The 21,780-nt window shown below is 61.0% G+C and carries 23 protein-coding genes and 1 tRNA gene; 10 read left to right on the top strand and 14 right to left on the bottom strand.

Going from position 1 to position 21,780, the window contains the following annotated elements:
- Positions 1-48: 48 nt before the first annotated feature.
- Positions 49-1,176: an ATP-dependent RecD-like DNA helicase gene (locus tag M2360_RS16120; RefSeq protein WP_280776284.1), complete on the top strand. Its 1,128-nt coding sequence runs from the start codon at positions 49-51 to the stop codon at positions 1,174-1,176.
- Here M2360_RS16120 and M2360_RS16115 read toward each other — a convergent pair whose 3' ends face one another.
- Positions 1,177-1,677, bottom strand: coding sequence for a DUF4405 domain-containing protein (locus tag M2360_RS16115; RefSeq protein ID WP_280776283.1), 501 nt, complete (start codon positions 1,675-1,677; stop codon positions 1,177-1,179).
- Between the two features lie 104 nt (positions 1,678-1,781).
- Positions 1,782-3,518 carry a glycosyltransferase family 2 protein gene (locus tag M2360_RS16110; protein WP_280776282.1) on the bottom strand — a complete coding sequence of 579 codons (1,737 nt, stop codon included), beginning with the start codon at positions 3,516-3,518 and terminating at the stop codon, positions 1,782-1,784.
- Here M2360_RS16110 and M2360_RS16105 point away from each other — a divergent pair, their 5' ends adjacent.
- Complete coding sequence (locus M2360_RS16105) at positions 3,519-3,647, top strand: hypothetical protein (RefSeq protein WP_280776281.1); 129 nt, start codon at positions 3,519-3,521, stop codon at positions 3,645-3,647.
- Positions 3,648-3,761: 114 nt separating this feature from the next.
- Here the strand turns inward: M2360_RS16105 and M2360_RS16100 are convergent, their stop codons facing one another.
- The gene (locus M2360_RS16100) at positions 3,762-4,460 is read right to left on the bottom strand and encodes a MerR family transcriptional regulator (RefSeq protein WP_280776380.1); all 699 of its coding nucleotides are present in this window, start codon (positions 4,458-4,460) and stop codon (positions 3,762-3,764) included.
- Positions 4,461-4,914: 454 nt separating this feature from the next.
- Between M2360_RS16100 and M2360_RS16095 the strand changes: the two genes are divergently transcribed.
- Positions 4,915-5,667: a pyridoxine 5'-phosphate synthase gene (locus M2360_RS16095; protein WP_280776280.1), complete on the top strand. Its 753-nt coding sequence runs from the start codon at positions 4,915-4,917 to the stop codon at positions 5,665-5,667.
- Between the two features lie 299 nt (positions 5,668-5,966).
- Positions 5,967-6,482: a hypothetical protein gene (locus M2360_RS16090; protein WP_280776279.1), complete on the top strand. Its 516-nt coding sequence runs from the start codon at positions 5,967-5,969 to the stop codon at positions 6,480-6,482.
- A gap of 6 nt (positions 6,483-6,488) precedes the next feature.
- Here the strand turns inward: M2360_RS16090 and M2360_RS16085 are convergent, their stop codons facing one another.
- From M2360_RS16085 to M2360_RS16070, 4 genes are all read right to left on the bottom strand, one after another.
- Positions 6,489-6,848, bottom strand: a complete 360-nt coding sequence (locus M2360_RS16085) for a DUF4087 domain-containing protein (RefSeq protein WP_280776278.1) — start codon at positions 6,846-6,848, stop codon at positions 6,489-6,491.
- A 66-nt stretch (positions 6,849-6,914) separates the two neighbouring features.
- Positions 6,915-8,141, bottom strand: coding sequence for an MFS transporter (locus M2360_RS16080; RefSeq protein WP_280776277.1), 1,227 nt, complete (start codon positions 8,139-8,141; stop codon positions 6,915-6,917).
- A gap of 38 nt (positions 8,142-8,179) precedes the next feature.
- Positions 8,180-8,791, bottom strand: coding sequence for a TetR/AcrR family transcriptional regulator (locus tag M2360_RS16075; RefSeq protein ID WP_280776276.1), 612 nt, complete (start codon positions 8,789-8,791; stop codon positions 8,180-8,182).
- 81 nt (positions 8,792-8,872) lie between these two features.
- Positions 8,873-9,583: an aspartate/glutamate racemase family protein gene (locus M2360_RS16070; protein ID WP_280776275.1), complete on the bottom strand. Its 711-nt coding sequence runs from the start codon at positions 9,581-9,583 to the stop codon at positions 8,873-8,875.
- Between the two features lie 147 nt (positions 9,584-9,730).
- On the opposite strand from M2360_RS16070, the gene M2360_RS16065 reads away from it, so the two are divergent.
- The gene (locus M2360_RS16065) at positions 9,731-10,195 is read left to right on the top strand and encodes an Lrp/AsnC family transcriptional regulator (RefSeq protein ID WP_280776274.1); all 465 of its coding nucleotides are present in this window, start codon (positions 9,731-9,733) and stop codon (positions 10,193-10,195) included.
- A 42-nt stretch (positions 10,196-10,237) separates the two neighbouring features.
- Here the strand turns inward: M2360_RS16065 and M2360_RS16060 are convergent, their stop codons facing one another.
- Positions 10,238-11,236, bottom strand: coding sequence for an aldo/keto reductase (locus tag M2360_RS16060; protein ID WP_280776273.1), 999 nt, complete (start codon positions 11,234-11,236; stop codon positions 10,238-10,240).
- 117 nt (positions 11,237-11,353) lie between these two features.
- On the opposite strand from M2360_RS16060, the gene M2360_RS16055 reads away from it, so the two are divergent.
- Positions 11,354-12,250, top strand: coding sequence for a LysR family transcriptional regulator (locus M2360_RS16055; RefSeq protein WP_280776272.1), 897 nt, complete (start codon positions 11,354-11,356; stop codon positions 12,248-12,250).
- A gap of 3 nt (positions 12,251-12,253) precedes the next feature.
- On the opposite strand, the gene M2360_RS16050 is transcribed toward M2360_RS16055, so the two are convergent.
- From M2360_RS16050 to M2360_RS16040, 3 genes are all read right to left on the bottom strand, one after another.
- Complete coding sequence (locus M2360_RS16050; RefSeq protein ID WP_280776271.1) at positions 12,254-12,946, bottom strand: hypothetical protein; 693 nt, start codon at positions 12,944-12,946, stop codon at positions 12,254-12,256.
- A 99-nt stretch (positions 12,947-13,045) separates the two neighbouring features.
- Positions 13,046-13,354 (bottom strand): HigA family addiction module antitoxin, encoded by a 309-nt coding sequence (locus tag M2360_RS16045; protein ID WP_280776270.1) that lies wholly within the window; start codon positions 13,352-13,354, stop codon positions 13,046-13,048.
- A 5-nt stretch (positions 13,355-13,359) separates the two neighbouring features.
- A complete protein-coding gene (locus M2360_RS16040; RefSeq protein ID WP_280776269.1) occupies positions 13,360-13,656 on the bottom strand; it encodes a type II toxin-antitoxin system RelE/ParE family toxin in 297 nt (98 codons plus the stop codon).
- A 159-nt stretch (positions 13,657-13,815) separates the two neighbouring features.
- Here M2360_RS16040 and M2360_RS16035 point away from each other — a divergent pair, with 159 nt between their 5' ends.
- A complete protein-coding gene (locus M2360_RS16035; protein ID WP_263822606.1) occupies positions 13,816-14,463 on the top strand; it encodes a TetR/AcrR family transcriptional regulator C-terminal domain-containing protein in 648 nt (215 codons plus the stop codon).
- A 45-nt stretch (positions 14,464-14,508) separates the two neighbouring features.
- The gene (gene ilvC / locus M2360_RS16030; protein ID WP_280776268.1) at positions 14,509-15,528 is read left to right on the top strand and encodes a ketol-acid reductoisomerase; all 1,020 of its coding nucleotides are present in this window, start codon (positions 14,509-14,511) and stop codon (positions 15,526-15,528) included.
- Between the two features lie 118 nt (positions 15,529-15,646).
- On the opposite strand, the gene M2360_RS16025 is transcribed toward ilvC, so the two are convergent.
- On the bottom strand, positions 15,647-16,837 hold the full coding sequence (locus M2360_RS16025) for a GGDEF domain-containing protein (RefSeq protein ID WP_280776267.1): 1,191 nt from the start codon (positions 16,835-16,837) through the stop codon (positions 15,647-15,649).
- Positions 16,838-17,077: 240 nt separating this feature from the next.
- Between M2360_RS16025 and M2360_RS16020 the strand changes: the two genes are divergently transcribed.
- The gene (locus M2360_RS16020; RefSeq protein WP_280776266.1) at positions 17,078-18,307 is read left to right on the top strand and encodes a PLP-dependent aminotransferase family protein; all 1,230 of its coding nucleotides are present in this window, start codon (positions 17,078-17,080) and stop codon (positions 18,305-18,307) included.
- 269 nt (positions 18,308-18,576) lie between these two features.
- Positions 18,577-19,242: a DUF2161 family putative PD-(D/E)XK-type phosphodiesterase gene (locus tag M2360_RS16015; protein WP_280776265.1), complete on the top strand. Its 666-nt coding sequence runs from the start codon at positions 18,577-18,579 to the stop codon at positions 19,240-19,242.
- A 116-nt stretch (positions 19,243-19,358) separates the two neighbouring features.
- Here the strand turns inward: M2360_RS16015 and M2360_RS16010 are convergent.
- Both M2360_RS16010 and M2360_RS16005 read right to left on the bottom strand, forming a co-directional pair.
- Positions 19,359-19,434: transfer RNA gene (locus M2360_RS16010), tRNA-Lys, on the bottom strand.
- Between the two features lie 131 nt (positions 19,435-19,565).
- Positions 19,566-21,653 carry a bifunctional diguanylate cyclase/phosphodiesterase gene (locus M2360_RS16005; RefSeq protein WP_280776264.1) on the bottom strand — a complete coding sequence of 696 codons (2,088 nt, stop codon included), beginning with the start codon at positions 21,651-21,653 and terminating at the stop codon, positions 19,566-19,568.
- Positions 21,654-21,780 lie beyond the last annotated feature (127 nt).

The raw sequence follows: 21,780 nt of genomic DNA, 5'->3' as shown, positions 1-21,780 counted from the left end.
AGCTTTATCGACGTTGCATTCCCCGGCAGAATCCTGCCAGAAGGCTCTATGCAATTTTCAACCCAACAGGATGAGGCGCTTCAGGCCGTATCGCGCTGGCTGAAGGACGGACGGAGCCAGGTGTTCCGGCTGTTCGGCTATGCGGGCACCGGCAAGACCACGCTCGCCAAGCATTTCGCCGAGAATGTCGATGGCGAGGTACTATTCGCCGCCTTCACCGGCAAGGCGGCGCAGGTGCTCCGCTCGCGCGGCGCCTCCAACGCCAAGACCATCCATTCGCTGATCTATCGTCCGAAAGGCGAGGAAGAGGTGGAGGACGAGGTGACCGGCAAGACGGCCGTCACTCCGATGTTCTCCATCAACCGCCAGAGCCCGGTGGCGAAAGCGCCGCTGATCGTCATCGACGAATGTTCCATGGTGGATGAAGCGCTGGGCAAGGATCTGCTGAGTTTCGGCACGAAAGTGCTGGTGCTCGGCGATCCCGGCCAGTTGCCGCCGGTGTCGGGCGGCGGCTTCTTCACCGATCAGGAGCCGGATTTCCTGCTCACGGAAATCCACCGTCAGGCGCGCGACAATCCGATCATCCAGCTCGCCATGCAGATCCGCGAAGGACGCGAGATCATGCATGGGGACTACGGGACGGCGCAGGTGATCTCGCGCAACGAGGTGACGCAATCGCTGGTGCTCGAGGCCGATCAGGTGCTGGTCGGCACCAACAAGACCAGGAAGCGCTACAATCAACGCCTGCGCGAGCTCAAGGGGTTTGCGAGCGGCTATCCGGCCGCCGGCGACAAGCTGGTCTGCCTCAGGAATGATCAGGTCAAGGGCCTGCTCAACGGCTCGCTCTGGCAGGTGATGTCATCCTCCAAGGAGACGACCAAGCCGGGCATCAATCTCCTCATCCGACCCGAAGACGACGACATGGATCGCGGCGCCGCCAAGATCAAGCTGTTGAAAGCCGCCTTCGAGGAGATCGACGGCGAGATCCCCTGGTCGATGCGCAAGCGTTACGACGAGTTCGATTATGGTTACGCGCTGACGGTGCACAAGGCGCAGGGCTCGCAATGGAACAATGTCGTGCTGTTTGACGAGGCCTGGGCCTTTCGCGACAGCCGCGAGCGCTGGCTCTACACTGCCGTCACCCGCGCCGCCGAGACGCTCACGATCGTGCGCTGATCAGGGGTCGAGCTTGGTGATGTCGCCAATCAACTGAAAGCTCTCTTTGCTCGACGCTTTGGCGACCTCGCCAAGCGTCGTCTCGGTTGACGCGACTGCATATCCCTTCTGCTCCAGCGCCGCTTTCAAGGCGTCCGGCGTCTTGCCGAACACCGGCGCGGCATTGGCGAGAGTGCTCTTTTCGAGCGCTCTGACGACGCCCATCACCGGATTGCCGCCAGCAGCCCCCATCGCGCCCTGATAGACGAAGGGCAGACAGGCGATCAGGCTGACGCCGAGCGCAATGGCCATCGGCGACCGGCGGAAATAATTCAGGAACGGCCGCCAGTTTTTCATCAGATGCAGGACGAAAGGCAGGATCAGCACCATGCTCAGCCATTCATGCATGCCGTGGAAATAGGCCTGGCCCAGATGGAAGAACAGCGCGACGCCGGAGATCAGGCTCACCACGAACAGGCCGGTGATCAGCGGCGTCGCGTAGCGCATCAGCAATGTGTACATTTTGGACTCCTGTCACTTCAAATGATGGCTCAGCAGCTAGTCCGTACGGAAAATCCTGTCGAGTTAAAGCTTTGACAGAGTTTGCATGTGTCAAGCCAGACGGGTTACTGCGACGATTTTTCGCCGAGCAGGCTCAAAAAGGCGCCGCCCGCTTCGCCCGCGTCCTTGATGCCCGGGGCCTCGGCGAAGATCGGCTTGAATTCGGCGACACGGGCATGAAACGCCGCCTTGACGGTTTCGAGCGCATCCGCGACGCCGGGGAGGGCCTTCAAGCGGCCCATTTCCTGGTCAAGATCCGGCGCGCAGCGATTGATCCAATCGTTTCGCGAGGCGTGACGGGGCGTGTGAAACTCCATGAAGTTTTCTACGAATTCCTTGGTGATCGACACGCCGGCATGGCCGCTTTTCTTGGCGTAGTCGCCGCGGTTGCGGGAAAACTTCCACATGAACTCTTCAGCGGACTTGAAGAAGTAGTGATAGATGCAGGCGTAGTCTCGGTTAGGCTTGTCGCTCAGTGAAGTTCCGTAAATCCCTGAATGCTCGGAGGCTTTTTGATGGCTATGAAGGGCCGAGGTTGAATCGCGAAATATGATGTTGGATCTTTCGGCGGAGATCGGGAAATGCGGCTCTGAATAGATGAACTTCTGCGGCCTGCAGAATGACTTCACATGCGGGTCCACCGGAGGATACCCGAGTTGATCGCGGAATCGCTCGCGCAGCGGCTCATCCCGCCAAGAACTTTCGCCCGTTGGGCCGACAAAGACCCAGTTCAGCGCGATTGCGTCGACTTCCTGGCGCTCCTGCCAGTCGAGATAATCGATGACCGAAGAAAATCGTTCTGGGTTGAGGACGAAATACTCGTCCAGGTCAATTGTCAGGCACCAGCGATATTGAAGTATATCTGGCGAAATCCCGAAAGCATGGCCGTAGGCCTTCAGTTGCGCTGCACCGCCATCGGCGACGATGTTGCGAATCCAGACTATTTCTCCGGCTTCGGCAAGAGCCGACAGCAGAAGATCGGACTGGTCGTCATTGTCATTGCTGTAGATGTAGAACTGTTCCAACCCCAACAGCCGGTGGTATGCGAGCCATTCTATGAGGTAAATCCCTTCGTTTCGCGCCGTGGCGAGCACGCAGGCGGTTTTCGTCGGCTCAACCAGGCGTCGCGCCGCGCTGACGCAGGCCTGGGGCAGCGACACATAGACCCGGTCGCGGGCAGCTTTGGTGAGCGGGTCAAAGGCTGGGCCGATCTCCCGGAGTGTGTGGTCTGGGCGCGGCGTCGCATGCAGTTCCCCGAGACCATGGGTCGCCCAGATGTCGCCTGGAAAGGCGGATGCAAAAATCTCGGTTAACTCAGGAGCCGCGAGCAATTGTTTCGCGTAGTGTTCGAGGCGCTTCTCGCCCAACATGGGCGTAAGGCCATTCACCGGGGCAATCAGGTCCGGCCTCATATGACCAAGGGCGCCGGCGATGTCGGTATCGACCATTAGGCTGCGTATGATCGGGGCAAGAGCGTCCAGCGGCTCTCGCAAATAGCCGAATTCTTCGGGAAGCGTGAATTCAGTGAGCCGGAACTCTTCCCACTTGTCGGCATCGCGCCGGTTCGCCGATAAGATATGCTCGGGGTGATCGGCGCTGACAGGAGGCGCGCAGAGATAGAGCCCGCTTTCGAAAGAGACAAGATTGTAAAGATTATCCCGACCTGTCCAATAAGCCTGGAGAGGAAGAAGCGGCGCCGAGCGTCCCAGATTGTCGCAGCGAATGGCCAGGGCGTCCAGAGCGACACTCGCCAAGAACAGCATGCGGTCGTCGTCGTTGAACCGCACAGCGACGACAGGCACATGGCGCTCATCGAGATTATCGTAATTGGTATTGATCAGTTGGCCAGTGTTTTCGTCCGCGCAAACAATTTCATCACGAAACGTTCTGATCCTGAAAAACTTCATGTAACGGCCCAGCAGTCAGCATAGACGCGTCGTATAGATCAGAATTGTGTCTTTGTACACGCTCGGTTGCTCGGAACGCGGCGCCCATCTTCGACGCATGCAAAGCCAGACTGCCCACAGACGACAAGCGGTTTGCCCTCAATCCCCCACGATGCCGAGCAGCACGGCCTTCGCTACCGCCTGGAAGCGGTTCGACGCACTGAATTTGCGAACAATGCCGGCCTCCATGGACAAGACCTGTTCAAGAGCGATGTCGAGAGCCTTGGAGATGCGGACTGGATTGTAGCCCTCGGCCATCAGCTTGAGGCAGCGGAATTCGCTATCGCTGAGGAAGGGAGGGTGGGCGGGAAAGTTCTGGTTGTCCGCGTCGTCGCGCGCCGCATCCATCTCCTGCAGCGCCGTGGTGATTTGCTGCATCTGGCGGCGAATCAACGATTCTTCTGACACGAGTTCGTTGCGTCTGCCAATCAACGCCGCCCTGAGCTTGGCTTCGCTTTCAGCCGCGCTTTCAGAATAGGTCAGATCGGTCAAGAGATCCTGGATTTGCACGATCGCCATGCCGGTTTCCCGGCAGAGGTTGATCAGCCCCATCATGCGGATCTGCCGATGCGGATAAATCCGCATAGCGCCATTCCGATCAGGCTGTAACAGTCCCTTTTCCTCATAAAAATGCAGGGTTCGGTGCGTGACGCCGAAGAAATTCGCCATTTCCGCGATCGGAAGCGCATGATCCGGCAAAGGTCTGGGAAGCGGTATGTCGGGAATATGGGCGATCGATTGCCAGCCGGACGGCTCTTCCGTCACGAATTGAAGGCGATCGGGGCTTTGCTCTTGCATCACGTCCTACTCTCTCCGGGCTCCTGTCCGGATCGGCGTTTCCTCTCCCCGTCAACGGCTCGTTTCTGGTTCATGGCCGTCGTCCGGGATTCTGTTCATGCGCTACGCATCATTCACTTCCGGTTGCCGTCTGACTGTTCGTCAGGTATGCGCTACAGTCGAAAAATTATCATTATATCAGCAAGCTGCGCATGGATGTCGTCCAGAAGCGCCCCTTAATATTCGAGAATACTTATACACCATTCTTCAATTATAGGTAATGGAAAATCATCGTTACCGCCATCTTCTTGCGCCGCTGCGGTTCGTCTATCGCCATGACGCATCATGTTCGTTAAACCTAGCGCAGACTTTGGGATTTATCAAATTGGCGTGCGGAAAGATAAAGAAAAGTCGCTGGAGTCCCGCTGGTCGATCGGTTAGATACGGCTGAAATAGGGATCGGGAGTGAAACGTCATGGCCGCCAGCCTATCGGTGAACCTCAACGCCGTCGCCATGTTGCGCAATCGCCGGGATTTGCCCTGGCCAAGCGTTGTCGGGCTGGGCCGTGTCGCGCTGCAGTCGGGCGCTGGAGGACTGACGGTGCATCCGCGGCCAGATCAACGCCATATCCGCTTTTCCGACGCGCCGGCGCTGCGAGAGTTGATCGACGGCGAGTTTCCCGGCAGCGAATTCAATATCGAGGGTTATCCCTCCGAAGATTTCTTGCAACTGGTCGAATCCGTCCGCCCGGATCAGGTGACGCTGGTCCCCGACGATGCCTCGCAGGCGACCTCCGATCATGGCTGGGACCTGGTTGCAAACCGCGCCTTGCTTGCCCAAGTCTGTGAACGGCTTCGCGCAGGCGGCATGCGGCCGTCGCTTTTCGTCGATGGCGGCATCGGCGAAGATCTGGTCGGAATCGCCAAGCAGGTCGGAGCCGATCGCATCGAACTCTATACCGGCCCTTATGGCGGCTGTTTCGATGATCCGGCGGCGGCGGCGGCGTGGATCGAGAAACTCGGCGTGACCGCCGATCATGCCCGCGACCTCGGACTGGGGATCAATATCGGCCATGATCTGACGGTGGAAAATCTGCCGGCGCTGATGGCGCGGATACCCTATGCTGCCGAAGCCTCCATCGGTCACGCCCTGACGGCGGATGCTCTCCTATACGGAATGCCCGAGACAGTTCGTCGTTTCCGGCGCGCGCTTGGGCAAGCGATCTGAGCCGGCCGGGAGCGCATGACGAAAAATTCCGTCGTTACCTGTCACGCAAGCGATGCGATCGCTGGCGAAAAGAGGTCTGTGACCGCCCATTGGGTCGCCGAAGATCGACTTAGATACAATTTTATGAGTGTTTTCGCTGTTCACCGTTAATTGAAACCATGACCGCAAGTTTTGTCCGAAATGTCGGCCATAAGGCGCGACAGACAAGCGGCGGGCCTTTTCTTCATCTGGTCTCGGATCTATAGGCTGAGCTGTAAGCGCGTTGATAACAACGCGGTGTTTGGCTGGGATTTTTCCTTATGTTGACTTTGCCCGAAAGGGTGCGTTTCAAGAAGCAGCCCTATCTCTCCTTGCGGTCGCGCCTCAGTGCGCGGCAATTGATGACGCAGGCCCAAGTCTTCCTGGCTGAAGTCCGCTCGGAATTGCAGAGCCAGCAGGTGACAGATTACGGCCGGGCTTTCTTTCGCTACAATCTCTTCGCCCCGAATGGGGAAATGGAGATCGAGTTCGGCTATTTCACGCCGCGCCTCTTGCCAGCCAAGACGCCATTCCGTTCCGCTTATATGCCGGGCGGACTTTTCGTGTCTGTTCAGTGGCGCGGTCATTACGACAGGCTGCGCGAGGTCCACTCAATGCTGCGTGGCTGGATGGGAGTCATGGGGTGTCCCCCCGAGCAAAGCCCGGGGGCAGACGGCATGGCCTATGCCTGTTGTCTCAACATTTTCCACAAAAGCATACTTCACGATCCTGATCCGGCGAATTGGATCACCCAGGTGGCTTACGCTTTGCCGGCAGGATCCGGTTCGGCTGGGTGAACGGGGTCATTCAGCCGGCGTTTTGAGCGCCTTGTCACGTTTGCAGGTCTTGAGGGGCAATTGTTTGAAGCTCGAAATGCTGACGATGCGGCTTTCCGAGACGTCGACTTCGGCATCCACGCAGGCGCAGCCATAGCCATAATTGCCGTTGGTGGCGACATAGTCGCCGGCCGAGATGTCGCCGATAAGGTCCATGCCCTCGGCTTCGGCGCCGCCTTGTGCGGCCAGAATCCAGGAGCCGTCGCGGTCGGTGAGCCACCAGTTGCCGGGGGTGGGGTTTTCGATCCAGCCGCAGAGTTTTTCGGCGGACGCCGCCCCGGCTGAAACGGTGAGAGCCAGGGCGATGAGAACTGTCTTGATGCGCATGAAATGCCTCCGGATGTGCGGGCCGGATGATACCAGCCTGCGCATCCGAGGCGAAGACATCCGCGACTATGATTTCCTTGCAGTCCGGCCCGGCCGGAATTCGGTCAGAAGCGCCAGCAGAGCCAGGGTGGGAAAGGCGAGGCCGACCCAACTCGTCCGCTCCCAGCCGCCTGTCGCATAGGCCCAGCCGCCGAGCGCCGAGCCGACTGCGCCGCCGGCGAAGAAGAATGCCATGAACAGGCCGTTCAAACGACTGCGGTTATCAGGCGACAGACTGAAGATGGCGCGCTGGCCGCAGACCAGGCTGGTGGTGACACCGAAATCGAGGATGATGGCGGCGGCGACCATCAGGGTCAGCGCGAGAGTAGAGCCGTCGGTGGCGGCATGGCTGATCAGGAAGGCCGCCATCGCCATCAGCATCGCCGCGATCGTGGCGAACCGGGTCAATCCGCGATCGGCGAGGCGGCCTGCGATCGGCGAGGCTATGGCGCCCGCTGCGCCCGCCAACGCAAACAGCGCGATGCCGGTCTGGCTGAGGCCGAAGGCGGGGCTGGCGAGCAGGAGCGGCGAGGCGGTCCAGAACAGGCTGAAAGCGGCAAACATGCCGGCTTGATAGATCGCGCGCCGCTGCAGGACGCGTTCGGTGGCGGCGAGCTTGGCCATAGATGCAAGCAGCGCGCCATAGCGTATGCGGGCGACGGGGCGGCGCACCGGAATGTTCAACCTGAGGACCAGCGCGATCACCGCCATCAACGCGGCGGTGATGAAATAAACGGCGCGCCAGGACATGAATTCCGACAGGAAGCTCGAAAACGGCCGCGCCAGCATGATGCCGATCATCAGGCCCGACATGACATTGCCGACGACGCGGCCGCGGGCGTGATCGGGCGCCATGCCGGCGGCGAAGGGCACGACCACCTGCACCGCAACCGAGGCAAGGCCTATGGCCAGCGAGGCGGCCAGGAACAGGCTGGCGTTTGACGCGAAACCTGCGCCCAGCAAAGCAAGACCCGCAGCGAGGATCAGCCCGAGCATCAGCTTGCGGTTTTCCAGGAGATCGCCGAGCGGCACGAGAAACAGCAGACCCAGCCCATAACCGATCTGGGTTAGGGTGACGATCAGACCGGCGGCGGCCGGGCTCATGCCGAGTTCTGCGCTGATCGGACCGGCCAACGGCTGGGCGTAATAGAGATTGGCGGCCACGAGGCCGCAGGTCGCGGCAAAGAGGAAAGTCAGGAGAGGCGAGATCGCCTGTGGCGCGCGAGCGCCTTCAGCGGTGGTGGCGATGGACATCGGAGGCTCCGATCGAGGTTGGCGTCTTGGGAGAGGGGTTAGTCGAGAAGTTTCATGGCGGCGGCGGAAATGGCGCGCATTTCCGCCTCGCTGCGGCCGGTCTTGCCGATCACGCGCATGCCGTAGAGCAGGCAGAGCATGGCTTTGGCGGTGGCTTCCACATCCACGCTCGATGGGACGGAGCCGTCGGTCTGGCCGTCGCGGATTGTGTCGATGATCAGTGTTTCGCGGACGGAGACGGCTTTTTCGACGCGCGCCTGCAAATCGGGATCGAACAGGGCAAGGTCGCGGGCGGAGCCGATAACGAGGCAGCCGCGGCGGCCCGAGTCGCCGTGGGAATGACTGGCGTAATAGTCGATCAATCGCGCCAGCCGTTCGCGACCATTGGCGGCGTCGGAGAGATGTTCGGAGATGCGGGCGCCGCGGGTGGAGGTGTAGCGTTCGAGGGCGGCGATGAAGACGCCGCGCTTGTCGCCGAAGGCCTTGTAGATGCTGCCGGCCGTCAGGCCCATGGCCGCGCCGAGATCGCTGATGGCGGTTGCGGCATAGCCGCGTTCGATGAACAGCGCCATGGCGGCGTCGAGCGCCGCTTCGGTGTCGAATTCGCGCGGGCGGCCGCGGCTTTTCTGCAGGTCTAGCGTATCGGACATGATCGCGCCTTTCGGAAATGATCGTTTCCCATTTAATAGGGAATGATCATTTCCAAATCAAGCGCGATTTCTTGCTATTCGTTAAGCGCTGAGGCGCAATTCGTTCGGAAAAGCGAAGCGGGCGGCGGCGCGGCAGTGAATGGCGGTGGAATCGAAGCCCGGAAGCGGCGTCTTGTTCGGGTCGAGGCTGAGGCAGATTTCGGTGCAGCCGAGGATGACGCTGTCGCAGCCCTGGTCTTTCGCCGTCTCGATGAGCGCGGTGAGATCGGCGCGGGAGCCATCCAGCACATGTCCGGCGCAGAGTTCGTCGAAAATGATCGCATGGGCGCGGGCGCGGCCGGCCTCATCAGGCGTGGCGATTTCAAGCCCATGCGTCGCGAAACGGCGATGATAGAAGCCGTCCTCCATCGTGTAGCGTGTCGCCAGCAGCAGCGGCTTGCGCTTGCCCGCCGCCTTCAGCGCCAGCGCTGTCTCGTCGATGATGTGGAGGAGTGGAACCGAAAGCGCCGCCTCGACCTCGTCGGCCACCTTGTGCATGGTGTTGGTGCAGATCAGCACGCAATCGGCGCCGGCCTTTTCCAGCTTTGCTGCAGCGTCGGCGAGAACGGCTGCCGCGCGGTCCCAGCGACCGGCCTTCTGCAGCGCGACGATTTCGTCGAAATTCACCGAGCGCAGGAGAATATCCGCGGATGCCAGTCCGCCATAGGCGGCGCGCGCCATGCGGTTGAGATTTGCGTAATAGACAGCGGTGCTTTCCCAGCTCATGCCGCCGATCAGGCCGATGGTTTTCATATCATGTCCCCATAAAAATGTTCCGGCATTAAAATAGCGCGCCCAAGGCGGTGATTGTTTGCGATATTGATCGTATTTGAATAGAATGACGCTGACAATTTGCACATATTATGAGAAAGGCGCGCTAAAAATTGCGCGAAAAATGCGATGCTGGACGATCGTGATCGCAAAATTCTGGATCTGATGCAGGCGGACGCCGGCCTGCCGGTGGCGGAGCTTGCCGAGCGCGTCGCGCTATCGGTGTCGGCCTGTTCGCGGCGCATACAGCGGCTTGAGACGGAGGGCTATATTCTCGGCCGACGGGCGGCGCTCGATCCGAGAAAGATCGGCCTGCCGACCACGGTCTTCGCGCTGATCAAAACATCCCGGCATTCCGATGACTGGGTCGAGGCGTTTCACAAGGCGATCGCGCGTATTCCGGAAATCGTCGAGGCGCATCGGCTCACCGGCAACTACGATTACATCCTCAAGATTGCGCTGCCGTCGGTGGAATATTATGACGTGATCTACAAGCAGATCATCCGACAGGTGGAGCTGTTTGACATGTCCGCCTCGATCTCGATGGAGGCGCTGAAACAAAGCGGGGCGCTGCCGGTGACGCATGCGGTGTAGCCATGCCCCGGCTTTTGCCGGGACATGGCTGACGTTGCGCGTTCAGCCGCGCTTTTCGCTGTCGAGATGCGACATCATCTGCTCGGCATAGCGCGTGCCGGCCACGGCGTCGGTGGGAACCGCCGCCTGGATATGGGCGATATCATCAGCCGTGAGCGTTTTTTCCAGCGCGCCGAGCGATTCCGACAGTTGGCTGCGCTTGCGGGCGCCGATCAGCGGGACGATGTCTTGTCCCTGGGCGACGACCCAGGCGATGGCGGCCTGCGAAGCGCTCATGCCCCGCGCTTCGGCCACTTCCTGCAGCGCTTTCGCCAGCGCCTGATTGCGTTCGGCGTTTTCGCCCTGGAAACGCGGGCTATGGGCGCGGAAATCACTCGCGGCAATGACGCTTGGGTTGAAAGCCCCGCTGAGCAGGCCGCGCGACAGCACGCCATAGGCGGTGACCGAGATGCCCAGTTCGCGCACAGTTGGCAGGATTTCAGCTTCGATGCCGCGCGACATCAGCGAATATTCGATCTGCAGATCGCTGATCGGATGCACGCTTGCGGCGCGGCGGATGGTGTCCGAGCCGACTTCCGACAGACCGATATTGCGGACATAGCCTTCCTTGACCATGTCGGCGATCGCGCCGATCGTGTCCTCGATCGGCACATTGGGATCGAGGCGCGAGGGACGGTGGACGTCGATATAGTCGACGCCGAGCCGCTGCAGCGTATAGGCGAGCGCCGTCTTCACCGCCGCCGGCCGGGCGTCGTAACCGAGCCAGCCGCCATTGGGGGCGCGAAGCGCGCCGAACTTGACGCTGAGCAGGAAGGAGTCGCGCGGGCGGCCCTTGATCGCTTCGCCGATCAGCATTTCGTTATGGCCCATGCCGTAGAAATCGCCGGTGTCGAGCAGCGTCACGCCGGCATCGAAGGCGGCGTGGATGGTGGCGATGGATTCCGCCCGGTCGGACGGGCCATACATGCCCGACATGCCCATGCAGCCGAGGCCGACGACCGAAGTCTGCGGGCCGGTTTTTCCGAGTGTGGTGGTCTTCATGATCTGTCTCCTTGGCGTTCGTCCCGTCTCGTGGGTCGGGAATGACGGTCTTTTACCGCGTATCAGTCTGTGCGATAATCTGATCCAGATGAAACGACCTGTGCGGAATTTCATACAATGAACCAGTTGCCGCTCGCCGATCTCGAAGCCTTCGCCGCCGTTGCCGAATGCCGTAACTTCCGGCGCGCTGCATCGTTGCGCGGCGTCTCGGCTTCCGCGCTTAGCGAAGCGGTGCGGCGGCTGGAGGCGCGGCTGGAAACGCGACTATTGAACCGCACCACCCGCAGCGTGACGCCGACTGAAGAGGGAGAGCGGCTTCTGGAAAGAGTCCGGCCGCTGATCTCGGAGATTTCGACCGCGCTTGAACAGGTGGCGGAAACATCCGATCGTCCTGCCGGCCGGTTGCGGCTGAATGTGCCGTCCTTCATCGCCCGGCAGATCCTGCCGCCGATCGCCATCGCTTTTCTTCGGGAGTATCCGGCGGTGACATTGGAAGTGCAGGCCAGCGATACGTTCATCGATGTCTTCGCCCAGGGCTTCGACGCCGGCATCCGCTATGACGAGAGCCTCGAGCAGGACATGATCGCCGTGCCGATCGGGCCACGCATGCAACGCTTCGCCGCCGTCGCCTCGCCGGACTATCTGGCTCGACAGGGTGTTCCGGAGCATCCGCGCGATCTTCTCAAGCACGCTTTCATCCGCCATCGCTTTGATAGCGGACGGATGTCAGCGATGGAATTCGAGAAAGATGGCGAGATCGTTCGCATCGCCCCCGATGGTCCGCTGGTCGCCAATCTCATCGACATCGAACTATCGGCCGCGCTGGCCGGGCTTGGCGTATTGGCCACATTTGAAGATGTCAGTCGGCCCCATGTCGAGAGCGGCGCTCTGGTGGAGCTGCTGAAAGACTGGCAGCAGCCGTTTTCCGGGCCCTATGTTTACTATCCCAGCCGTCGCCACATGCCGTCGCCGCTCCGTGCTTTCGTGGATTTCATCAAGCGCTGGCCGGGCTGACCGTCAGGGAGCGCGGCGTTGATAGGTGTTCTGGAACTCGTCCTGAAGCACATGCGCCACGCCCTTGGCCTCCAACTTGTAATCCTCGGTGAGCACGCGGGAGGAATAGGTCCAGCCTTTCGGCAGCTTCAGCCGGGCGCCGAGGCGGGGAAGGTCGGCCAGCGCGAGTTTGGGATCGACGATCTGCGCATAGGATTGCATCATATAGACTTGGCCTTGCGGATCGGTGAGTTCGAACACCGGCTTGCCGGCGGCAAACAGCCAGACGGTCTCCCGGTTGACCTCGGTCGGCTGGTAATAGGTCTTTCCGATCGGCGCACTGAGCAGCGGCATGGTGATCTCGGCGCGCGCCGCCATTTCGATGCCGCCGAAGGTTTTCACCTCGCCTGCTGCGGTCGCGCCCTTGCCGATAATCCCGTCCATCAGCCAGTGACGCGGACCGTTGAGTTGCGTCGCTTCGACATCGAGCTCGCGCGCGAGCACATGGGCATTGAGTTTGCGCCAAGCGTCTTCAGGGCAGGTGTTGTAGCCGAGCGTGTTGTAGACGGTAACGTGAAGCTTGAGCCGCTGGCGCTCCACCGTGAGGATCTCGCAATAGCGCTGGTCGAACAAGCCGGAAGCGGCTCGATCTTCCGCATGCAGCGGCGCGGTCATCGCGAAAAGCAGAGGGACAAGCAGGGCAGGGTGTTTTTGCATGGGGCGCTCCGGTCTGGGAATGTCCGAAGAGTAGCGCTTGGGCGCGGAGAGAGCGCTGAAGATATTTGGGTTGGTATCGCGCCTTTCCTGCGGTTCCGCTCATGCCGCCTGATCGATCGGCTTGGCGCGTTCTACGCGCTCTCTTTCCCGGGGCGTGTTCATCACCAGCCAGATATCCGTGCGGCGTTGCGTGTTCAGCCAGAAATCGGGGCTGTTACCAAAGACGCGGGCGAGGATCAGCGCCGTCGCCGCGGTCACCGCCCGTTTGTCATGGCAGAGTTCATTGACATGTTTGCGCGGAACGCCCATCGCGGCGGCGAGCGCGGTCTGGGTCAGGTCGAGCGGCTGCATGAATTCCTTGACGAGCATTTCGCCGACCGAGACGGGTTTACGAAGGGTGGTTTGCATGGAATTCACCTGTAATCGTGATTGTCGAGATAAATCGATGAGGCGACGCCTCGGGATGGATCCCATCGAAAGACCAGCCGCCATTGCTTGTTGACCCTGATCGAGTGGAAGACGGACAGGGAACCGACGAGCTTTTCGAAATGATTGCTCGGCGGCGCTCGCAAGTCTGCGTCACAGGTCGCGTCATCGATCATCTGCAGCTTGCGAAACAATCGATCCGAGATGTCGGCCGGAATTCGTTTGCTCGGCTTGTTAGCCTCGAAGAACTCTCCAAGCCAACCATCGCGGAAGCTTTCGATCATCGTGCGCCCATCGCCTTCGTGGTTGAATGTACCATCTGATGGGACAGGCGTCTACGATAATGAAGCGTTCATCTTTCCCCTTGACCTCACCCCCAATCCGCTGCATAAACACCGCGAACCGTACCGTACGGTACCGCACTGCAACATTGAGGTGGAGCGATGTTGACCACGGCAGAGACCAATCCGGATCAGTTTTCGCCACGGCAGAACGCCGTGCTGGAGGAGGCGTTGCGCCTGCTCGTGTCGGGCGGCGAAAAAGCGTTGACGACGGCGGGCGTGGCGCGCGCCGCCAATTGCTCCAAGGAAAGCCTCTACAAGTGGTTCGGCGATCGCGACGGGCTGATGGAGGCGATGATCGCCTATCAGGCCTCCAAGGTGAAAACCGGCGAGGCCAATGCCGGCGCGCTGACCCGCGACAGCCTTGAGAAGATGCTCGACGACTTCGCCATCGCGCTGCTTGACGTGCTCTCGGGCGATGTGTCGCTGGCGCTCAATCGGCTCGCCATCGGCCAGGCCAGCCGCGATGGCTCGCAGCTCGGCGAGATGCTGCTTGAACGAGGCCGCAAGCAGATCGGCCGCCGCGCGGCGACTCTGCTGATCGCCGCCAAGCGCGCGCGTCTCATCGAGTTCGACGACGTCACGGAAGCCTATGAGGTTCTCTACGGATTGATCGTCAAGGACTGGCATGTTCGGCTGCTGCTCGGCGAGGACATGTCGGCGGCGAAAAAAGAGTTTGGTTCGCGGGCGAAGAGGGCGGTTGCCGCCTTCCTTCGCCTTTACGGAACCGATAAGGGGATGGCGGGCTAAGGCCGCCGAATTCAAAGACAGACAGCTAAGGGAAGGACATTCAACATGCGCGTCTATTACGATCGTGATGCCGATCTCAACCTCATCAAGTCCAAGAACGTCGCCATCATCGGCTACGGTTCGCAGGGTCGCGCCCATGCGCTGAACCTCAAGGATTCGGGCGCCGCCAATGTCGCCATCGCGCTGAAGGCTGGCTCCAAGACTGCCGCCAAGGCAGAAGCCGACGGCTTCAAGGTCATGACGGTCGCTGAAGCCGCCGCCTGGGCCGACCTGATGATGATGGCCACGCCGGACGAACTCCAGGCCGACATCTATCGCGATGAAATCGCCGCCAACATTCGCGACGGCGCAGCCATAGCGTTCGCCCACGGCCTCAACATCCATTTCGGCCTGATTGAAACCAAGGCTTCGGTCGACGTCGTCATGATCGCGCCGAAGGGCCCCGGCCACACCGTGCGCGGCGAATACCAGAAGGGCGGCGGCGTTCCCTGCCTCGTCGCCATCCATCAGAACGCTTCGGGCAACGCCCTTGAACTGGCTCTGTCCTACGCTTGCGGCGTTGGCGGCGGCCGTTCGGGCATCATCGAAACCACCTTCAAGGAAGAATGCGAAACCGACCTGTTCGGCGAGCAGGTCGTCCTTTGCGGCGGTCTGGTCGAGCTCATCCGCGCCGGCTTCGAGACGCTGGTGGAAGCCGGCTATGCTCCGGAAATGGCCTATTTCGAATGCCTGCACGAAGTGAAGCTGATCGTCGACCTGATCTATGAAGGCGGCATCGCCAACATGAACTACTCGATCTCCAACACGGCCGAGTGGGGCGAATATGTCACCGGTCCGCGCATCATCACTGCGGAAACCAAGGCTGAGATGAAGCGCGTTCTGCATGACATCCAGACCGGCAAGTTCACCTCGGACTGGATGCAGGAATACCGCGCCGGCGCCGCTCGCTTCAAGGGCATCCGCCGCATGAACGACAACCACCAGATCGAGGAAGTCGGCGCCAAGCTGCGCGGCATGATGCCCTGGATCGGCAAGAACAAGCTGGTCGACAAGGCCCGCAACTAACAGCGGCAAGACAAAGCGCATTGACCGGGCTCGCAGCCAATACAGGCTTGTCCAGTCGAATGACGAAAATTTGAGAAACCGGGGGCGACCCCGGTTTTTTCGTGGCCGCAACTGACGATCAGGCCGAGGCGCTGTCGCCTTCGCCATCCACCGCCACGCGGTTGCGGCCCTTTTGCTTGGCGCGATAGAGCGCCCGGTCGGCGCGTGCCACGAGATCGGCGGGCGTCTGGTCGGCGCGGGTGCGGGTGGCGGCGCCGAGGCTCGCGGAAATCGATTGCGGCGCGCCTGCGAGATCAGAGGTATCCACGCTCTCGATAACGCTGCGGAGTGTTTCGGCGAAACGCGCCGCCTCGAAGGAATCTGCGCCGGGTAGGACCAGCGCGAATTCCTCGCCGCCGTAACGGGCGGCGCGATAGCGGCTGTCGGCCAATGCATCCGTGATGACACGCGCCACCAGCCTGAGGCAGTCGTCGCCGGCCTGGTGGCCGTGTGTGTCGTTGAAGGCCTTGAAATGATCGATGTCGAGCAGGATCAGCGACAGCGGCTCTGCTTTGCCGGCATCGTCGAACGCCGCGTTCAAGACGGCGTCGAAACTGCGACGATTGGCGATGCCGGTCAAGCCATCGGTCAATGCATGGCGCGCGAGTTGCTCATTGGCTTGCTTCAGGCGTTTGTTGGCGTCCGCCAACTGCTCCAACGCGATTTCACGTTCGCATCCGGCCTGAATCTCGTTGAGGTATAGGTTGCTCAGGCGTGCGAGATAGGTGAGTTGGAACAGAAAATAGACAGCGCAGATCGGCGCCATCATCCATTGCCCCTCCAACGCCGCGGCCGTCGACACCGTGCTCATGACAAGCGCGATGTTGATGAGCATCGGCGCTGGCGACATGAACGCACGGGCGGCGGCGGACTGGATGATGCCGCAACCAACCGCCAGGACAATCAATTGGCTGTCGCTATTTCCACCGAGATAGAGCGAGGCAAGCGCCAGCCCCCAAAACAGCCCTGACGCGGCCGAGACGACGGCGAAGATGCGGGTCCATTTCGTCAGCGACGCATCCTTTCTGCGCCGGAAGGCTGCCTGCCCGGCGATGCGCATCGTAAGCTGGGATGCGATCAGACCGAGCGCCATATACACAGCGCCGATTTGCCCATGGAGCCATGGCTCCACGGCCGCCAGCCCGATGCCCAGAGCGGCGAGAAGATGCGGCGTGATGCGAAAGAGCTCGCCAAGTTGGCGCCAGTGGATATCCGGCGTGCCTCGGTCCAGTCCGATCATGATGTGGGTGAGAAGTCGGAGCCGGCGCACGTTATCCTCGAAATCGGAACCTCGCCCCCGACATGTATTTCATCTTGTATAAAAAACCTCTACCGCAACGCAGCGAACGACGTGAAATTACTGGTAAAAATACTGGGAAATTGCGTAGTCCAGCGCCGACGCGACAGGCGGCGTCGCAAGCGAACATGCTCCGAAAATTAGGTCAGCATTGTTGACTTATTGTCGCTCTCATGATCTTCTGCAGGGATAATATCGAGAGGAAACGAATCCATGGATTGGCAACAGGTTTTCGCCACGCGCGCGAGCCGCATGAAGGCGTCTGAAATTCGCGAATTGCTCAAACTTCTGGAGCAGCCTGATATCATCTCCTTCGCCGGCGGCATCCCCGATGTAAACCTGTTTCCAAAGGCTGAAGTGGCCGAAGCCTATGCCGAAGTGCTGGCCAGCCCCCAGGGCGACGCGGCGCTGCAATATTCCGTGTCCGAAGGCTACAAGCCGCTGCGCGACTGGATCGCCAACGAGATGGGCAAGATCGGCATCATCTGCGGCGCCGACAATGTCTTTATCACATCGGGCTCGCAGCAATTGCTCGATTACCTCGGCAAGTTGTTCCTGTCCAAGGATGACACGGCGCTGGTGACCTGGCCCACTTATATGGGCGCGCTCGGCGCATTCAACGCTTATGAGCCGAATTACGACAAGCTGCTGCCGCTCTCCAACCGCGAGCCCTCGTCCTATCACGACGCCGCGAAGGAAAAGGGCGGCGCGGTGAAATTCGCTTATTGCGTGCCGGAATTCCACAATCCGACCGGTGTGACCATGACGCGGCCCGAGCGCGAATGGCTGCTGGATCTCGCCGAGAAACTCGACGTGCCGGTGATCGAGGACGCCGCCTATCAATCGCTGCGCTATGCCGGCGAAAGCGTCCCGCCGATCCTGGCGCTTGATCTCGAACGCAATGGCGGCGATATCGAGAAGACCCGCACCTTCTATTGCGGCACCTTTTCCAAGACGCTGGCTCCGGGCCTGCGCATCGGTTGGGTGGTCGGTAATTCCGAAGTCGTGCGCAAGCTGGTGCTGATCAAGCAGGCCGCCGATCTGCATTCCTCGACCATCAACCAGATGGCTATTCATAAAGTGGCCGAACGCCTGTTCGACGAACAGATCGCCAAGGTTCGCAAGGCCTATGGCCATCGCCGCGAAAAAATGCTGGCGGCGCTCGACGCCTTCATGCCGGCGGGCGTCGAATGGACACGGCCCGAAGGCGGCATGTTCGTCTGGGTAACGTTGCCCAAGGGCATGGATGGCGCAAAGCTGCTCGCGCGCGCCATCGAGACGGTGCGCGTCGCCTTCGTGCCCGGCCGCGCCTTCTTTGCCGATGGTTCCGGCGAGAATACCATCCGGCTCTCCTTCTCCTGCGCGTCCGACGAGATGATCGACGAGGGCGTCAAGCGGCTGGGCCAACTCATCGCCACGGAAAGCGCTGCGCTGGCCGCTTAAGCGGCGTCAGGCTGGAATCCACCGGCGGTCCGCCTGCGCGGCGGGATGGGATTTCTTCCCACGGTTGGGATCGACGGCGTGCGCCGCGCCTCATCCGGCTGCCGCCATAGTCTGCCCGCATGGCGGGGCGAAGGGTGGTGGAGCACTGGCCTTGCCATATCCTCCTTCTCCCCGCTGGCGCGGGGAGAAGGTCCCGGCAGGGGGATCAGGGGCGGAGCACGCCGCGAACTTTCTTCCTCCATTGTCCCCAGCACCCTACCGGACTCCTCATGGAAACCGATCTCTATTTGCCGGTGAAGCGCTTCCTCGAAAGCCTGGGCTTCGAGGTCAAAGGCGAGGTCGGCGGTTGCGACGTGGTCGGGCGGATGGCGGGCGAGGCGGGCGAGGTGGTGGTCGTCTGCGAACTGAAAATGAGCTTCAACCTCGAACTCGTGCTGCAGGCGGTCGATCGCGCGCAAGCGGCAGACGAAGTGTGGATCGCGGCGCGGGTGTCTGCCAAGGGGCGGGGGCGCGAGGCGGATCGACGCTTCCGCGATCTCTGCCGTCGCCTGGGTCTCGGCATGATCGGCGTCGACGATCGCGGCGAAGCGGAAGTCATCGTCAAATCGGTGTCGCCGATGCCGCGCACCAATCCGAAACGGCGGTCGCGACTGATGCGCGAATTCGACCGTCGGCGCGGCGATCCTATCATCGGCGGCTCGACGCGCATTCCGCAGATGACGGCCTATCGCCAGCAGGCGCTGGCGGTCGCCGGGTTGATCGGCGCTGGCCGGACGCGGCCCGCAGAGCTGCGGCCCGATTGTCCCGACGCCGCCAAGATCCTGCAAAACAATGTTTACGGCTGGTTTGTCCGCGTCGAGCGCGGCGTCTATGCGCTGACCCCTGCGGGTGAGGAGGCGCTTCTTCGCTGGGGCGCGGATGTGTCGGTCGCATAGCTGGCGGCGAGCGCGACAATGCGACGCCGAAACGTTCACTATCGACTGAGCGCGCCTGTCAGCACGCAATCTCAGCGCTACGATAAATATATGTCTTTACAGGATAAAGAGAGATCTGGTGGGTGATGTAGGGTTCGAACCTACGACCCGCTGATTAAGAGTCAGCTGCTCTACCAACTGAGCTAATCACCCGTTCCAGTCGCGCCGTTTGCGCGTCTGACGGGGCGTATAAAGAGCTTCTTCGGCCTTGGCAAGTCCCTCTTGCAGGGAAATCGCGGCTATTATCAACAGGGTTAAAACCTACCCCGCAGGTGGTCGCGCGTTCAGCCCTTGCGCCTCGTGCGGCGCTGAGCCGGAACTGGAGCGGACTGGTGGAGGGAAATCAAGGCCTCAGCCGCTTCTAGCGGCAGCGGTCGGCCGAGATGGAATCCCTGGCCGAGATCATATCCCAGTTCCTTCAGCGCCGCCGCCTGGCTTTCCGTTTCGATTCCTTCGGCGACGGTCGTGGCTCCGAAGCCCGAGGCGATCGCAACGACCGCTCTTGCGATCGATAGGGAGCCCTTGTTGTTGTCGAGATCGGCGATGAAGCTGCGGTCAAGCTTGATCGTGTCGAACGGGAAATCTCTGAGATAGGCGAGAGACGAATAGCCGGTGCCGAAATCGTCGATCGAGATCTTCACCCCCAGCGCCTTGAGCGCCTTGAACAGCGCAAGACTGTGCTGGGTGTCGCCGACAAACACCGATTCCGTGATTTCGAGATCGAGCCGATGAGGGGCGAGCCCGCTTTCGGCGAGCGCGTGTTCGACGCTTTCGGGATTGCTCATGCCCTGCAACTGGCGGGCGGAGAGATTGACGGCCACCGACAGATCGGCGGGCCAAGCGCTTGCCGTGGCGCAGGCGTGGCGCAGCACCCAGTCGCCGAGCGGGGCGATGAGGCCGGTGGACTCCGCGAGATCGATGAAATGTCCGGGGCCGATCAGGCCGAAGCGTGGATGACGCCAGCGCACCAGCGCCTCGAAGCCGGAAAGGCCGCCGTCGGCCAGACGGAACAGCGGCTGGTAATGCAGCACCAATTCGTCGCGCGCGATCGCCTCGCGCAATTCCATGGTCATCTGACGACGACGCTGGGCCGCTGCGCTCATGATCGGCGAATAGATGCGGAATGTCGCGCGTCCCGCCTCTTTGGCGGCGTAGAGCGCGATATCGGCGAGGCGCAGCAATTCTTCTTCAGTATCGGCGTGATGCGGGGCGAGGGCCACGCCCAGGCTGCAGCTGAGAAATTCCTCGCCGATCTCGAGCGCAAAGGGCGCTGCAAACACCGCCTGCACTTTCTCTCCAAAGGCGTCGACCTGGCTGGCGTCGGCCAGTCGCGCCACGAGCGCGAATTCGTCGCCGCCCAGGCGCGCCACCAGCGTATCGGGCAGGGCCGCCGTCAGTCGAGCCGCGAGTTGGCGCAACAGGGCGTCGCCGGCGCTATGGCCGCCGGTGTCGTTGATGTCCTTGAAATTGTCCACGTCGAGAAAAGCCAGCGCCACCACGCCGCCGCCTTTCATGGCCTTGTTGAGATGGTCCATGAAAGCCGCGCGATTGGCGAGCCCGGTCAGCGAATCCTCCAGCGCCAGCTTTTCGAGCCGCCGTTCGAACATCCGGGCCTCGGTGACATCCTCGGAAACGCCGAGCAAAAAGCGCGGCTGCTGATCGTCGCCCAGATCCAGCATCTTCTTGGTGATTTTGATGATCCGTTCGGATCCGTCGACGATGCGGTGGGGAGCCTCATAGACATAGGCTTCGCCGGACGAGCGCGCCACCTGGTCCGATGCGAGAAAGACGTTCGCCACGTCGGACGGAAAGATGTCGATATCGCGCCTGCCCAGAACGTCGGCCGGATCCTTGCCGTCATTGGCGCCGCTGACGGCATTGAAGATGACATAGGCGCCGTCGGCGGCGATATCCTTCACGAAGACGCCATTCGGCATGTTTTCAATGATCGCGTTGAGGATGTTCTGCGCCTCGTCGACCTTGCGCTGAGCCTCGTTGAATTCAGTGCGGTCCTGCACCATCGCCAGGATTGCGTCGACGCCGCGGAAGCGGATCGCCCGCCCATAAGTCTGCACCTCAAAGGTCTCGCCATTCGCCTTGAGATGAACCCAGCGTCCTGCCCGTTCGATGTCGCTCCGCGCCGTCACCGCCAGTTGCATCCGCCGGCGCTCATAGGTCGGGCGAATGTCCAGAACGGTCATTTTGGCAAGTTGCTCGCGGGTATAACCGTAAAGGGCAAGCGCGGCGTCGTTGACGGCGAGGAAACGAAGGCTTGTGGGGTCATAAACCCACATTGGCGACGGATGCGTCGCAAAAAGCGATTGGAAATCATCTTGGCCTTCAGGCCCAATGGTCTCTGCAGTGTCACGCATTATAAGTCACTTCGAATGAATAATGGTGTCACAATATCGCAAAAGTGTGAACAAAAGCGAAAATGCCCCATAAAGCCCTTTTCCGTCCGTTCCGGGCTCTCTGGAAGGCCTGCCGACGCTCGACGGT

The sequence above is a fragment of the Rhizobium sp. SG_E_25_P2 genome, from assembly GCF_029892285.1.
Lineage (GTDB): Bacteria > Pseudomonadota > Alphaproteobacteria > Rhizobiales > Rhizobiaceae > Rhizobium_E.
This window is presented reverse-complemented; position numbering and strand designations above follow the sequence as displayed.